General features: G+C 40.9%; 9 protein-coding genes and 1 pseudogene. All 10 read right to left on the bottom strand.

Annotated elements, in window-relative coordinates:
- Positions 1-20: 20 nt before the first annotated feature.
- The 10 genes and pseudogenes from ACHFJ9_RS06385 to dpdF all read right to left on the bottom strand — a co-directional run bounded on the left by ACHFJ9_RS06385 (position 21) and on the right by dpdF (position 15153).
- A complete protein-coding gene (locus ACHFJ9_RS06385) occupies positions 21-557 on the bottom strand; it encodes a spore coat U domain-containing protein (protein ID WP_237309164.1) in 537 nt (178 codons plus the stop codon).
- Positions 558-1052 carry a spore coat protein U domain-containing protein gene (locus tag ACHFJ9_RS06380; protein WP_225461342.1) on the bottom strand — a complete coding sequence of 165 codons (495 nt, stop codon included), beginning with the start codon at positions 1050-1052 and terminating at the stop codon, positions 558-560.
- A 432-nt stretch (positions 1053-1484) separates the two neighbouring features.
- Positions 1485-1640, bottom strand: a pseudogene (gene tdh, locus ACHFJ9_RS06375) (L-threonine 3-dehydrogenase); the annotation flags it as partial.
- A 99-nt stretch (positions 1641-1739) separates the two neighbouring features.
- On the bottom strand, positions 1740-2963 hold the full coding sequence (locus tag ACHFJ9_RS06370) for a hypothetical protein (RefSeq protein ID WP_395354317.1): 1224 nt from the start codon (positions 2961-2963) through the stop codon (positions 1740-1742).
- Positions 2944-3507, bottom strand: a complete 564-nt coding sequence (dpdK, locus tag ACHFJ9_RS06365; protein ID WP_395354315.1) for a phospholipase D-like domain-containing protein DpdK — start codon at positions 3505-3507, stop codon at positions 2944-2946. Before dpdK ends, ACHFJ9_RS06370 begins: the two co-directional genes overlap by 20 nt.
- The gene (dpdJ, locus tag ACHFJ9_RS06360; RefSeq protein WP_395354313.1) at positions 3504-7937 is read right to left on the bottom strand and encodes a protein DpdJ; all 4434 of its coding nucleotides are present in this window, start codon (positions 7935-7937) and stop codon (positions 3504-3506) included. The genes dpdK and dpdJ overlap by 4 nt, the downstream gene beginning before the upstream one ends.
- On the bottom strand, positions 7937-8671 hold the full coding sequence (gene dpdI, locus ACHFJ9_RS06355; RefSeq protein WP_395354311.1) for a protein DpdI: 735 nt from the start codon (positions 8669-8671) through the stop codon (positions 7937-7939). The genes dpdJ and dpdI overlap by 1 nt, the downstream gene beginning before the upstream one ends.
- Positions 8661-11837: a protein DpdH gene (dpdH, locus tag ACHFJ9_RS06350; RefSeq protein WP_395354309.1), complete on the bottom strand. Its 3177-nt coding sequence runs from the start codon at positions 11835-11837 to the stop codon at positions 8661-8663. Before dpdH ends, dpdI begins: the two co-directional genes overlap by 11 nt.
- A 5-nt stretch (positions 11838-11842) precedes the next feature.
- Positions 11843-12832 (bottom strand): protein DpdG, encoded by a 990-nt coding sequence (gene dpdG / locus ACHFJ9_RS06345; protein ID WP_395354307.1) that lies wholly within the window; start codon positions 12830-12832, stop codon positions 11843-11845.
- Positions 12833-12834: 2 nt separating this feature from the next.
- Positions 12835-15153, bottom strand: coding sequence for a protein DpdF (gene dpdF / locus ACHFJ9_RS06340; protein ID WP_395355345.1), 2319 nt, complete (start codon positions 15151-15153; stop codon positions 12835-12837).
- Positions 15154-15203: the final 50 nt, after the last annotated feature.

The raw sequence follows: 15203 nt of genomic DNA, 5'->3' as shown, positions 1-15203 counted from the left end.
TCATTTCTTCGAAACAGCGCTTACCACTCAAGCGTTAAGGTAAGAGTATCTGTATAAATACCAGCGATTTCATTTCCATTTAATATCGCCTTTGCCCAAATTGGCACCTGAATGTTGTCAGGGTCTTCATTAGTACCAACAGAATAGGGGGTATCAATGTCTAATACTTGAGAGTGTTCTGCATCTTCAAATAATAAATAATCCACCGTACTCGACTTTTCTGTGTGCTTCAGCTTGCGTACCCCTACCGAAGCGTTCAAACCACCGTCAATCTTAATATTCATGGCTATGCCAGGGGTACAACTTAACGTAAGCCCACCGTTGTAGGTGATGCTGCCTTCTACTTCCGCAGCATAAATAGCAGAATGTTCACCAAAGTTTAACTCTCCTATTGTTCCAATTTGAGTGTTACTCTCTTCTGTCAGCGCACCATTGATCAGACATCCCGTATCAATGGTTGCTGACACTTGGAAAGTTTCACTCTGCGCGGCAAAAATAGGATAGGAAAAAGTGGCACAGGCGGTGAATAAAAATGCTTTGAGTAATATAGAGTTCACTTACCAACTCAGAGTTACGTTTAGTGTATCAACATAATTTCCTGCGACGCTGCTGGTACCGTATGCCGTGGCGTACAAATTAATGGTCTCTGAATCAACACCATTAAATGTAGAGAGTGCTATAGGGTTACTCGAGGTAAACTGGGTAGAACGATCTGAATCAGTGAAGAGAGTGTAATCCACAAACTCGGATCCGTTGGTCATTGCGTGATTACCTGTCGTCGAACTGGGATCGTTGGCACCACTGACTAAAGAGAAAGTAGGCGTGACTCCATTGCTGCAAAGTATTTCGATCCCCGTACCACCTTCCCCAGTCAAGACTGCTTCTTGCTCAGTAAAAATGGCCGGAACGTCACCAAAATTTAATGAGCCAAAACCAATATTACTGGAACCGTTCACCGCATTGTTGCCATTAATGACACAGCCTTCCACTAAATTGATCGAAACATCTATCGTACCGCTAATTGTCTCTGCCCTCGTTTGTAAGCTCAACACTGTAAATAACAAGGGAATAATCAAACAAAAAAATTTTCATATGAAGCTCCATTTCTATCTCTGTGAACTCTATACAGATGATTGTATTATTAGTTATAGCTCAACAAATAAAACAAAGTGCATATCAAGATTAAAAAGATAAAAAGAAGTCAGTTCATTGTAGTTGTCAAAAGAAAAGCAGAGCTTTACACCGAGATATTCTTTTAGGTTGGAATATAAAACCACCAATTAACCATATTAAATAGAAGGTCTTTAGTGTATTCTGCATACGTTGAAACACGAAGAAGGCAGTTTTTTCTGAATTAGACAGCTTTTAGAAACGAAAAGAGATAGGGTGTGAGCTAAATAATAAAAAATCTAAGCGTTTAAAAAATCTAAGCGTTTAAAAAACGAAAAAACGCCCCTTTCGGAGCGCTTTCTTATTTGAGCAGATTATTCCCAGTCAAGGATAACTTTGCCAGACATGCCTGAACGCATGACATCGAAGCCTTCTTGGAAGTCATCAATCTTGTAGTGGTGCGTGATAATTGGTGATAGATCCAAACCAGATTGAATCAGTGAAGCCATCTTGTACCATGTTTCGAACATGTTAGGCATGATAAGATGAAAGCTATTAAACATCAGTACCTTACAAGCGCCATAAATTTCTATGGGACCGATTTGGGACAAAATCAAAATAACACTGCCCTAGTCAATATTACCCAATTTATACTGCTCCAAAGCATTAGCTTCAAGTTTAGCCCACAAACGTTGGTACATATTCTCTTGCTTTAGTTTCATCTTCAAACTTAGTGGAGCACTCTCAACCCATTCATATATCGGTATCAGCTCATTTTCATGGCATGTTTGAGCAACATTGAGGACTTGCAAAATTGATTCTTCAGTATATTTTTTATCAATTAAATCAATCGGTTCTTCAACCTTAAAAGCAACTGCGCTAATACTGGTATCTTGTTGAATAAGTTGCTCCAACCACTCTCTGTTAACATTAGGTTTGGCGATTTCTAGTGCGTTTTCAATTTTGAGTACGTGTGACAACACTGCCCAGAGTTTCCATTGATACTCACTATTAAGTACAGGCGCCTTGATCAAAAGTGGCAAAAACTCAGTAGCTTGCTCATGTAAATTTGGCCAATCAATTTCAAATGAACCGGATAAATCAGAATCTGATGAGGATAATGAAACTAAGGCATGCATTATCGCGACAGTGACTCCGCTAGAAACAACCTGAGAGGAAACATTTCTTTGGTGAGCAAAATTAATGATATCATCCCATTTCCCCTCAATCTCAAGCAACATAAACTTTAATGCATCTTTGTTGCGACGCTCAATATCTTCACTGCTTGCAATTAAATCATAATTCTCAAGCATCGATTGATGATCTTCGTTGTTATAAGCATCAATAAATGACTTTACTAACATACCAACCGGTTTAGAGGACTCTCGGTTTATTGCCGGCGACACCTGATAACGGGCAATCATATTTTTTATTGCCGTTTCACTCTCCTTCATAGCTTGCGGCAAAAACGTTCTATACATTGAAGAATCTATACCTAAAGCCTCTACACTCCACATGGTTACTTTGAGGAACCCATGAGGCCAATACTCGAACAACCCCTCTTCAAAATCATATTCGGCTTTTTTATAAGGGCGAACATACTGGCAATAGTAGCGAGTTAAGGAGCAATTTAACCAATCTTTTGTATGCTCCATTAACTCTTCACTATCACAAAGTATATAGAAACTCGGTTGCGAACCTTCCGGATAGCCAATTAAATACTTAATCGCGCAACCACTCTCCAGTTGACCTTGAGAAATACTAATTTTTTCACGCCATTGACTGTGAGGAGTAATCTTATTCTGGCCTTGAAAAAAAACATGCAACACTTGCTTAGAATGGCCAATCATCATCTTCCTCCTCGTCGACCCGAGCTTCAATATTAGAGAAGTATAAATCTTCATAGGTATTCTTCTTCTCCGCTATCGCACCTGGGTTGGTAGTATAGGTAATACCTTCAAAGTTAACGCTCGCACCAAAATAGGTAAAGTTCATTGAACCACGAATTAGACCAGACTCTGTAAGTAGACCCTTTTCGTGAAGTTCTTTATGTTCAGCAACGATAAATCGATTCGGGTAATTCTTTAGCGCTCGCTCTAATGAGTATATTTTTTCTCTATTTTCACGAATCGCTAGCCTGAGCGTTGCACCGGCTTCAACACAATTTTGTAATAGCTCGAAAAAATGAATCTGACGATGCCCCCAAGAGGGATTAATCGAATCAAAGCTCCCGGAGGTATTATCTAAGACCGGGAAATCAGAAATCCAAGGGCTTAAAATGTAAATCTCACCTGGGTTTAATGACTCGGCAATTAATATTGAGGTGAGGAGATCTTTGACATGCGCTCGACCTATCGCTTCTTTTGTCTCAATAGAGCGCTCTGATTGGATCATCATTGTAAAATATCCCTTATTTCAACCGTGATATGCATTGCCGATAAGCGTGCTTGAACCTTTGTAATTCTCGGGTAAAAAATCATTTTATTGTACTCAATCATGCTTGCACTTAACTCGCTAAGCACTGCTTTAATTTGTGACCTATCGCCACCTGTAAATACAAGGATACCCTTACCTGACGACTTTAATTCGGAAGAGAGTTGCTCACGCCAAGTCCCTTCACTATCGTAATCGACTAAGACATCTTTCGAGGTAATGATCTTAGAGAGGAGAAGACGTTCAGTCTTATTTTGATCAGCACTAAACTGATTGTAGAAGCCTAGTTCTTGTTCGCGAATCATTGCGCCGCGCTGCCATAACGCAGATTGAGTGCGGTTTTTATTACGATAGATCTCGCTCGATGTTCCACCAGCATTACGTGATGTTAAGTAAGAGATAATATGCAATGGTATCTCAATGCCTACACTGGACTCATATTTACCCCACTCTTCAAGTAAACTGATGAGATGCTGGTCAGTCGATGAGTCAGCGCCCTTCTTAAGGATTCGTGAGTACAAGACACTATTCCAAGCATGAGACGGTAAGATACCTAATCGCGAGATCTGTAACTTAAGTGCTTTAGTCGCTTGTGAACGAAGCTCCAAACTGCTTGCATTTCGAACATCATCCAATCCTTGCTGTAGCGTGGTGTTGCCCGCTAATTCCACCAAGAAATGTTGTAAATCAAAGTTCACCTGTTCATATTCACCAGTCTCAAATGCATGACTGAGGTAACCGAGTGTGCGAAGCGGATCTTCTCTGTATGCCTCTCTGAATTTAGTGATGTAGCCAATACCACCCACTTCATTTTCGTTAAGCCAGATATTTAACGAATTCCCATCCCACTTGTGGTCGAGATTAAATGATTGCTCAGAAACATCAGCCACGAGTTTCAGGAACATGGCATTAATACCGCCACACAATGTCTGTCCTAATACTTTTTTACCCCAGTCAAAATAACGCTGAGACTGGTCGTAGTTAGGATCAAGGTCAAGAGCATTTCTGATAGCAATCATGTTAGCGTCATCTGCGAAGAATTCTGATAATTGCTGATGTAAGTCTTGTTCTTCATCACCCACTTCAGTTTCACGACGCTGGAACATACCATTGACTGCATCAATCAGTAATTCTTTACCTGATGCGGTATGCAGAACCTCCAAAGCATCATGCAGCGCTAGGTTTCGCTCTTGGCAGATAACAAACAGCGCAGACATCACACATTCAAACACCCAGTTCGCCAAGAAATACTTGTGTTCGAACTGATCTGCATTTAGGAAAGTGTCTTGTAGATATTGGTAATACACCGCTTGCTTATTGCGGTGATGCGAGAGCAGTTGTTTAATTTTCTCATCGGTAAACTCAAACTGAAATTTCGCACTATCAACCCATAGCTTGGTTCCTATACCTACTTGAGCATTGTTCTGTTGCCATTGGAAAAACACATTCGCAGCGTCTTGGTCTTTTTTAGCAAATGGAATACTTGCTTTTGCCCCGGTACAAAATCGGATCACTTCAACAGGAGACGAGCTATCATGAGTGAAAAAATTGATGGATTTTAATATGTCAAACCACTCACTATTTTGAGGCACTGGCGTCAATTGACTCACTTCGGGGTCACGAATATCAAAATGCCATTGAAGCATACTGCTGCTTTTATTGGTCAAGGTTTTACTTGTAGAGCAAGTTGTATTCATAAAACGAGGTTGATATACCGCTATCTGCTCACCGTTATGATCGACATAATCTTGCAGTACTTGTTTGCTCACATCGCCAAACGCATGCTCAATATCAAACCCTACAGCACCTGTTTGACCCGGCGTAGGTTCAAACCCTGCAGGCACCAACCAATCAGGCACATTTTTCGCTTTAACTGTATAGCGCTTAGACATTCGTCCCGGTGAAAACTCTTTGAGGGCTTGAAAGAAAGCCATCTCTTCTCGTTTAAAATTCGGCTCATTTTTAGTAGAACGGTCTAATACGATCGACAACCCCTGAGTATTAAGTTCAGAAAATAACTGAGCCGCAATATATTTCGGCATTGGCCCTGAATTGCTGTTAGTTAATCCATTCCAATATTGACCTTTTAATCCCCAGTTATACTGTAGGTTCTGTTCAAGTTCAGGCAAAAATGACATCATAATTGAGCGAGGAGGCGCCCACATCACAGTCTTAATTTGCTCATCATTCAGCCCTAACGTATCTTGGATATGAGCGGTTAGTTGCTTCAACTTTGTAGGATTGCCCAATAAGTCAGTCACTGCATGGTGTAACTTATCAAGTTTATCGGCATTTCTTTCCGGTGCCTTCAGTGCCGACCATACATTTAACCATCTCAGTTGAGGGTAGTTTTTGACTAGCCACTCCAACGTTGACAATGCCGCATGCATTTTGTGGATATGGGAGTTTTCAGTCGGTAATTTAGTCGTGCTAACTTTAGGGTCAATAAGTTGTTCATATTGTTGGAAAGCAATACGGTCGCGTCCAAAATCAGACAAAATGGTATACATCCATGGACGCATGCCACGTCGACGTCCTGCACGACCTTTACGCTGCAAATAGGATGCTACGTTTCTTGGTGCTTTATGCTGTATGACAGCACCGACTGTAGGGTCATTATAACCAACCTCAAGTGAAGCCGTTGCCACTACCACATTCGCGCCTTGATCGACCCCGCTATCTTGGCTCGAGGTACGCTCAATAATATTAGCTTGTTCTAAATTATGACCAATCTTTTCTGCAGCGAACCAATCCTGCCCTAATTCACGTTTGAGTGCTGGTGAACAGTTGTCATTGTTTGATGATCGTAAATCCGCTAGTGGTTTTTCATTTCTTGTGCTCGGACGCAATTGCCCATAGAAATCTTGCTTACCCTCGGCGTCGAGATAATCATTATAGAGACGGTTGATAACATCAAGATCATCAGTAAAAACAAAAGCTTTTTGACCAAATACATCGTCAGAAATATTTCGCTTATGACCGAAATGGCAATCTAGCATACGACTGCCAAGCATGGTTGCCTGAATGGTTGCAGAAAGAAGACCCGTTTGAGATGCAGGATCGCCTCGAAGTGCTAATAGATATTCGGCCCCCTCTTCTTCTATCTCACTCTCAAACGACTCAACCAGTTCTGTATGTTGTGACAATGTTCCCGTTAAGTCCGCAAAGAAGTTTTTTGCATCAGCTAGGGTTGCAGATAAACCAACAAAATGCGGTTTAATACCACTAAATGCCATCCAACGCTTCAGTAGGAAGGAGGTTTGAGCCCCTGTACTACCTTCATAGGTATGAACCTCATCAAGTAGAACAAGCGGAATAGCAGTGTTAGTATCATTGACCCCAAACAGATGATTGAAGCCTTTATCACTTAGGCGTTGGTTCAACATCTCTGTCGTTGTGAAGAGAATATCAGGCGGATTTTTTTGCGCAGCTTCTCGTGTGGTAATCACTTCATCAGAAGAGAGCACGGTATGACAGGTCGAACAAACTGTCTCGTTGGATTGTTGATTAAACTTTAAAGTACCGCCACAATCACCCTGCGGGCAAACCATTGGTGCAAATACTTTCCCATCCTCTGCAAAACGTTCTGAGAATGTATCGCCATAAAACGTGCCAATGGTGATTTTTCGTTTGCCTTTAGATGACAAGAAACCATCTAACTTGCGAGCTTCACTATAGGTTTCCGAAAACTGATCTTTTAGTAGTTCTTTACGAGGGTAAATCGCCAGAATACGTACTCGTGGTTTATCATCATCAATCAGATCTGCGGCCAATTTGGTCATTGCTGGCAGATAGAAAGAGAGTGTCTTACCGCTACCCGTACCAGCACAAACGATGGTTGCGCTGGCATTATAAGCTCTCTTACGTCTGTGCTGTTCATATTTGGAGAGGATGCGCTCTGTCGAACGTACTTGGAATCCTGACAATTGAAACCAGTCATCGCCTTTTTTTAGCAGGCTACTGAGAATGGCTTTCTCGTTAGGTGATTGGAATAATTTCTTTGTTCCCCACTGTTCAATTAATCCTTGGGCATCATTATCACGCTTAGGGTATTGGCGGGGGCGTTTCAGGAATCGAAAGTCTGAAATTAGCGGTTTTGCATCTTCAATATTTTGTTTGGCGAACCATTGACGAGACAGTACCTGCAATCGCACTGTCTCTGCCATTCGCGAACGATAACAATCATTACCAATTGGGAAAATAAAACAACGTTCGACAAGAGCAGCAAAGTAATCATTGATATAATGATCAGCAATACCAACCTCTTTGATGCTAGATTCTATTTCCTTAAGGCTAGAGAATACTTCGACATCCCCCCAGGCAAGTAACTCAGATTCTTTGTCTTCAATTTTATCTAATGCTTCAATAAGCTTAGTTTTATCGATTACAGTCATTACCTTTGTTTCACCATCAGTGTATCAAGTTTATTATTCTGTTCGAGCCATTCCATTACTTCTGGGGTCAGCATAGATACGAACGCCACTGCACCAGGATTTTGTAGGGCATCAAATAGTTTTTTCACACTTCCTGGCAAAGCCTCGGTATTCATTTGAGATTTGAACTCAACACACTGTTTTGCAAACTGCTGAATTCTGGCTAACTGCCCCTCATCAAAAGTAAAACCGTCCATTTGACTATCAAATTCTCTCTTTGCTCGTTTGTAATTGTTGTAGAGTTCAAAATTACCATGAGGGACTTTCTGCTGCTCTAAAATCACATCATTGACATTCGTTAAGCTATTTTGCTCTTCGGCCCACTCTTGCCATACAGTTTGGTGATTATTAGCAAATAGATCAGAGGCCTTGTTGATACTTTGAGTCATTTCAAAAAGCGTATTATCTTCATCAGACAAACTTTGGTGCTCGACCTTATGCCAAAGATCCTTGAATGCCCAATATTGCTTACTTGCAACCTCAAGAACTTCTTCGCCACCCTCACAGGTAAGATCAATCCCATCAATCAACGTTAAGCACTGTAACTTCTTGGCTTCTTGCTCAATACGTGAAGTTGGGTTGGCAATACGTGTAGAGATCGTCTTAAGTGCATTCATCTGATCTTCCAGGCTTGCACTATTATGAAAGTACTCAATTTGCTTGTTCAGTTCTGCCACTTGCTTTTTAAGACTCATGTGCTGCTCCCAGATGTTGCAAAGACTCTTCTACAGACGAAAGGCGATCATTGATAACGTTTTTATAAGTCTCAATTTGGTTGACCCCGTTTTTATCGTTAAACACTTTAATGCTGCTAACTACTCTTGGAGATATTACTTTCCAGTCATTAAGCACTTTCACCCAAAGGTCTAGCTCATCACCACTAATCTTATTCAGTAATTTTACAGGATCATCATGAGTTTGAATGAGTGCAATTGCGGACTTAGGTGTATACGAAGTCACTATTTCACTTAACTGCTTTATTCGAGAACGAACCGTTCCTATAGTCACGTCATGCTCTGGCATCATCTCTGCGGGAATGCTCTTATAAGTGCTATTGACGGATTCAAGCAACTCTAGTAATTCTTCTTTTGTTTCCGAACCTTCCAGATACTCTTTCAATAAAATACTCGTACTCTTTACTTCTTGAATAACGGGATTAAGTTCTCTAGTCGATCTGACTGTTTTATCTTTTTTTCTAAATACATTGCCAAACGTAACAGGATGAACGGCATTATTGGTTCCAATTAACATGGTATTCAACCACTGCGTTCGTAATTGGTCCCATTCAGCAAGCCATTTAGAAAACACAATACGATGTTTATCATTGATAGCTGGTGGCAATTCACTTTGAACCAGGTTTGCCGTTTTTACTAATTGGTTAAGTGCCTTATCTGGAGTTGATACATCAAAGCCCATGCTATTTGCCAACGCCACATGGTCACTCATAGGCACGTGAGCTGTTTCTTTTGCTAACTCCACACATCTCGCCATAGCGACTGGTACCCATTTTTGGGCGAATTGCATATATAGAGCGTAATCTTCTAAACCTTGCTCGTAAGACCAACCAACTTTTGGATCTTTAGCATTTACTCTGAAATGACGTAGAACTGCAGTCATTTGCATCTTCAGGGGCACTGAATCAAACGAGTCCGCTAACTCTTTATCCCCAAAGGCATTTACTTTTGCCTGATCATTGTTGGTAGGGGAGCCTGGTAGGCGAATCAACGTTATGCTTCCTTTCTTAAGAAAAGCATTTAATAAACTTTTACCTTTCCACACATTGTTTGTGTTTAACGAATAATCAGAAAATCCTTTTTGCTGCTCAAGCATTTGGAAAAGTGCTAGCCTCAATTCATTACTAGGTCCTTGTTCTAGTACTGAAACGCCAGAAAACCAATCATTCACTAACTCAACAACATCGTCTCTTTGTGGTTCTGGGACTACACTAGATTTGTCTTCAGGTTTTGGTTTAACGCCACTTCCTTTTTCGTCCACTTCTGGTTTTACGGCTCTAGACCTATCAGAAGTTTTCTTAACCACAACTCGGCCAGTCGCTGCTATTGAAATTTCTTCAGACAGTAACGAGGTATCCAACCCAAACGTTTCAGCTTGTCGCTTAGAGACTTGTTTAAAGCAATCTTCACTGGTTGCTGCGTCAGAATAAAGAGACATAAAACCAATTAGTCGTCTTGCTTGCTCTTTATCTTGTGTATTGCGATCAATTAATAGCGCAGTTTGATCATTACGGAACTCACTTAACTGCTCTTCAAACCAAGCGCTTGGGTAGCCATTTTGAACAAAGCGCTCTCGGTGATCTCGGAGAATTGACAGTAGTACTTCCTGAATAACAACACGCGGATTAAATCGAGTACGGCTATTGCCCATGAAAACATGCTTTTGTGCCAACTTCGTAATTGCTTGTTTGTTATACGGAAACAGTGGTATCCCCGTATCTTCAGCACTAGCAGACGTTGATGCTGTCGCAAAACCGAAATCTGATAATACAGCCACTTCCGCTTCATCAAGGTCTGCCTGCCATACTGGCAAGTGGATTTCGCTATCTTCCAAATCAATCAAATGATTAATTGCACTCATACCATGGCGAGCGGCATTGATATAACGAGCACAGAAATCTACCACCTCATCAGTAGAAAACTTAAGTTCAGGGAAGTTCTCAACATCAAAATCGGTTGGAAGGTGCCACTCAAAGCGGCCTCGAGTCCAAATTGTATTTCGGTGGCTCTTATAACTCTCGAGATCATCTGTCGTTGCAATCACGGACTTCATCGGACAAAGAACTTGAACACCATCATTTATATCTTGCTCGAGAAGACTCTCTATAAGGACATCATCAATAGAGGATATGGCGGCTAAATCTTCCACTAGAACCACTAGCGTTCTATTTTGTGCTAATAAGTATCTGCGGATTTCCTTAAACAAGTCTTGGAAGTTACCAGTACTAAACTGGAAAAGGCGGTTGAACATTAACTTAGAAGCACGCTCAATGGCTTTATTGGTCATCTCTGCCGCCATTTTGCGTTTGGAATCATCTGACTCTAACTGAAGGTTCGCATAAGCTTTTCGCGCTTTTGCTCCCAATTGAGTAGAAATCTCCTCACCACTCGTGAACTTAAAATCATCCTCAACAACGTAAAAATTATCTTCTAAAAGCTCTGCATAGGATTTAGTTTCAATCAAACGAGAAACACGGCTTCTGATCGCTGAATCATTTCCTGAGAAACTTTCTTTAATGTAGGGGTCGTCAAAAAAGTGCTTCAATTGGTCGGCAAAAGACATTTCTGCCATAAACTGATTCATTTTTTCTGGCGTCATCCCCCCTTCCGAATGCAATTCTTCACTTTGTTTATGCAATCTCGCAGGTACTTCTCCAAAGGCCTCTACAATATGGGCAAACATAAAGTTTTTAGTGGTTTCATAACCCAATGAGTTTGCCACTTTACCTACTTGTTCACGCGCCTTATCGAAGATATCCCCTTCTAAATCACGCAGTAAGATCTCCAGAACTTGGGACAAGCTTGCATTCTTGGGAATCCGAATGATATGCCACTGTTCTTGTTTTGCTTTAGGGTGATTATTAGCAACAGCATGCAGCCAACGTATCAAGTGAGACTTACCACTTCCTGATTCCCCAAGAAGAGGAATGATGGTGTTATTCGCTAATAGTTGTTCCAATAAGTCCTGCTGACTTTTTACAACCGGTGTTTTTGAACCATAAGCCGTCGCAACCAATTTCATTGGGTGGTGCACTGAAAGAAGCAACTTATCACTTAGTCGCTCCGCTTCGCTAAGAATACAATCTTCTATATTTTCGAGGCTAGGCCAATATGTTTGAATACCCATTTTTACTACGCCTTCATAAATCTGATGTGAGTTGCTTCGGTAAGTGTCGCCTTTGGTAAGGTGAGTTCAAAGCGCCTGCTACTGTCTGAACGCGCGTCCAAGCGAAGTACGTTCATCGACTCCAAGCGAAACAGTGCAAGACTCATTGACGAAGATAGGCGAACATTACCACTATGCGATACAAGCTCTGGTCTCTTGCTATTGAGGTACTGTGGTAGCTCATCTTGATATGGCCCAGTATCAAAGATGGGTAGAATATTGTTTAATTCATCCAGCAATTCTTGTAGCGACATTTCATCTTTTGAATCAAAAATACTGTCCAGATGCCAATATATAAATCGCGTTGGATCTGGCAGATAAGTATCTTTACCAACGGCTTCTAACAAACCAAGCAAGTGTCCATAATTAATGACTCCAGCTGACTCATTACTTTTGTTATAGGTAATCTTCGCCGCATCTGGAACCACACTACTTACCATCAATTCATAGGCACCACTAGCCGCAAAAGGATTGTTCTTGCCGAAAGTGATTTCTTCTTGATACAAGAAAAAACACATCGCTAATACAAACAGTGAGAAGTCTTTAGATAAATCATCATCCTTGAAGTAATCATTCAAGGAGATAGTCAATTCACCATCTTGAACGTACTGTTTAGAAATGACATCAATAATTCGTTTAGGTAGATTTGATGAGTTACACAGCGGACTGGTTGCTGAGTACGTTTTTTCTTGTTCTGATTCTGACACTTGCCAAAACCCATAATTTCCCCAAAAAGAGAGAGATTGACTCATCTTTTTCTGGGCATTTGGATTAAGTTTAAAAGAACCGTCTGACTCTTCTTTATAATAAAGGGCATCAGGCATAGATGAACTCAGTAATTTAGACTCTGATATTGTTGCATCTCTGTCTTTTGACTTCATGCTGTTCAACAATTCATCAATTAGTTGCAAGGTAGGGATATGACTACCTGGGTGTGCGTTGTTAATAATTGCCATAATTATATCTTCGCCAATGTATTGATATTCTTAATATTGTTGCTCGACTCCCACCATCTTCTATGGGAGGTCAACGGGTCCTTCAGTTCAGAACTTCCAAAGAAATAGTTTGAAAACTTCTCCATAAAGGTAAATGGCACCTTTATACTTGAATGTGCGTACACTTCATCCTGTACAATAAACTTACTGTATTCATATAAAGCCAAGTCATTGCCCTCGTACGCCTCAAATGGAGCATAAAACCAAACATTTCGGATAGAAGTATCCAAATAAGGCTTTGCTTGCTGTAAAAAGTTTTCGCTACATACAAGAGTGGTGACTTCACCGCTGTTTACTTTCTGCTTAAAGATATTCATTAAACGCTCAACAGAATTCGGGGTAGGATCAAAGTAATATTTTTCAAGGCTATTTGGGCCACCAGCAGGCTGAGATACGGTGAAAACATCGCCGACTAAGGTCTTACTTGTCGCCCTTCCGTTTTCAACATCACTTCGACCACACACCCTCAACGGCATGAAGTTATCTAACATAAAACTGACTTGCAAAACCTCACCAAGAGGCTTTTTATCTGTGATCCAATCAAGTAATAATTCAGCACGCTGTTTTAGAACGGTTTTCTCTAGAGCGCGGTGGGTATCGACAAGGCTTTCCCATGTCGTTTCGATCAAGTGTCGGTCATGAAGAATTTCTACTACAACTTTGTTGGTAAAATCTGACCAGAATTTCACCCAATCATCTTCGTTGTCGGGGACTAATGAGGCATCTGGATAGCATAAGCGCAATAAACCGGCTCGCTGCATAAGTAGGAGTGTTTTCCAATTCCAGTTTTCATTACCATCAGAGTTTTTTTCTATATGGTCGGCTTGATTATTTACTTGAATTTCAAATAAATCATCGCCAACCTCCAAACGTTGTCTCCACATTGAATTCCAACGTTTATAACCAAGTTTAATGCCTATTTTTTTACTTTGGCTATGATTGTTCAGTTGATCACGATGGTAAATACTTTCACAGTAAGAAGCTTTCCCATCACGACCACTACGTCCAATTTCTTGATAATAGCCATCAATATTTTGGCTCAAGCCAGCATGAATGACAGTTCTTACATCACCTTTATCCATACCGACCCCAAACGCTGTTGTCGCGACTATGATGTCTAGGTTATTCGCATCCCACTGTTCAATAATATCTAACCGTTGAGAGTCTCCAGTGTCACCAGTAAACAAGCGAACTCTATTGACCCCTTGTCCAGATAGCTCTTGATAAATATCATCACACTCTTTCTTTGTAGATGCATAGACTATGACTGGTTTAGGAGAATTAAGTACCTTATCCACCACGATGGAGATATAGTCTTTTTCTTCAACCTGCTGCTTCAAACAGATAGGCTCAGGGCGTAAGAAAGCACCATTAATCATTGTTGGGTGAGTGTCTGCATCACCAAACAACGCTCGTATAGTCATCAGAGATTGATCGGTAAAGGTGGCAGATAAAAATACTTTCCTAAAACAGCCGCCTTTCTTTTTAAGGGCTTCTAATAATGCACCAAGTTTTTGAAACTCTGGACGAAAATCATCACCCCATGTATCAATCAAATGGGCTTCATCAAACACGACATTCTTTAATATTTTTGATTCTGCCGCCTTAAACAAAGTCGGAAGAATCCCACTTACCATAGATTCCGGTGAAACAAACAAGACACGTTGCTTTCCAGATAAAATATCGGATTTAATCTGAGATTTGGTATCTTGACTCAACTCTCCTCGCCACGCATATTCTGCACATGGTTGATACCCCATTCTAACGATGGATTTTTTCATGCGTTTTGCCTGATCTAACGCCAATGCTGTGGTGGGGATGACGACAATCGTCAGTTCATCAGCACGACTAAACCCAGTCAATGTTTCTGTAACCAGAGTTTTTCCGCACCCCGTTGGTAAGTTGACGATGACCGTGGCATCTGATTTTGATGCGAGCGTTAAACGCACGGCTTCTCGTTGGGCCACCGTTGTGTAAGTGTTGAATGGCAAGTTCAGTTTAGCTAACACTGGATCATGTAGTGGTTGTTCTGAATAACGTTTAACCACCTGTTTATAAACCGGGTCTAGGTATTTATTCACTGCACCTGACTGCAAAAGCACAGAGTCTGAAACAGGATCAAACGTCAAGCCAACCTGAATTCCAGTAGCAAATTGTTCTTGAGTTGGCCTTTTCCCAAGACGCAAACTGGCACAGTCAGAATCTTTTTCAGTAGACAATAGATCTTTGGTTAAATACCAAAACTCTGTCAGTGTTAACTCCTGAGAGTCTAATGCTTGCAAAAAACGGCTCTTAAATTGTGAATCAAAGAAAAACTCGGTTTCTGACTTGA

Origin of the sequence: Vibrio sp. D3 (assembly GCF_043995865.1) — a bacterium.
GTDB classification, from domain to species: Bacteria; Pseudomonadota; Gammaproteobacteria; order Enterobacterales; family Vibrionaceae; genus Vibrio; species Vibrio diabolicus.
The sequence above is the reverse complement of the archived record's forward strand: the minus strand, read 5'-3'. Positions and strand labels throughout refer to the sequence as shown.

Excerpts from the sequence above, each read along its gene's own strand:
- ACHFJ9_RS06370 (WP_395354317.1), bottom strand. The coding sequence starts at position 2,963 with ATGATGATTGGCCATTCTAAGCAAGTGTTGCATGTTTTTTTTCAAGGC.
- dpdK (WP_395354315.1), bottom strand. The coding sequence starts at position 3,507 with ATGATGATCCAATCAGAGCGCTCTATTGAGACAAAAGAAGCGATAGGT.
- dpdJ (WP_395354313.1), bottom strand. The coding sequence starts at position 7,937 with ATGACTGTAATCGATAAAACTAAGCTTATTGAAGCATTAGATAAAATT.
- dpdI (WP_395354311.1), bottom strand. The coding sequence starts at position 8,671 with ATGAGTCTTAAAAAGCAAGTGGCAGAACTGAACAAGCAAATTGAGTAC.
- dpdH (WP_395354309.1), bottom strand. The coding sequence starts at position 11,837 with ATGGGTATTCAAACATATTGGCCTAGCCTCGAAAATATAGAAGATTGT.
- dpdG (WP_395354307.1), bottom strand. The coding sequence starts at position 12,832 with ATGGCAATTATTAACAACGCACACCCAGGTAGTCATATCCCTACCTTG.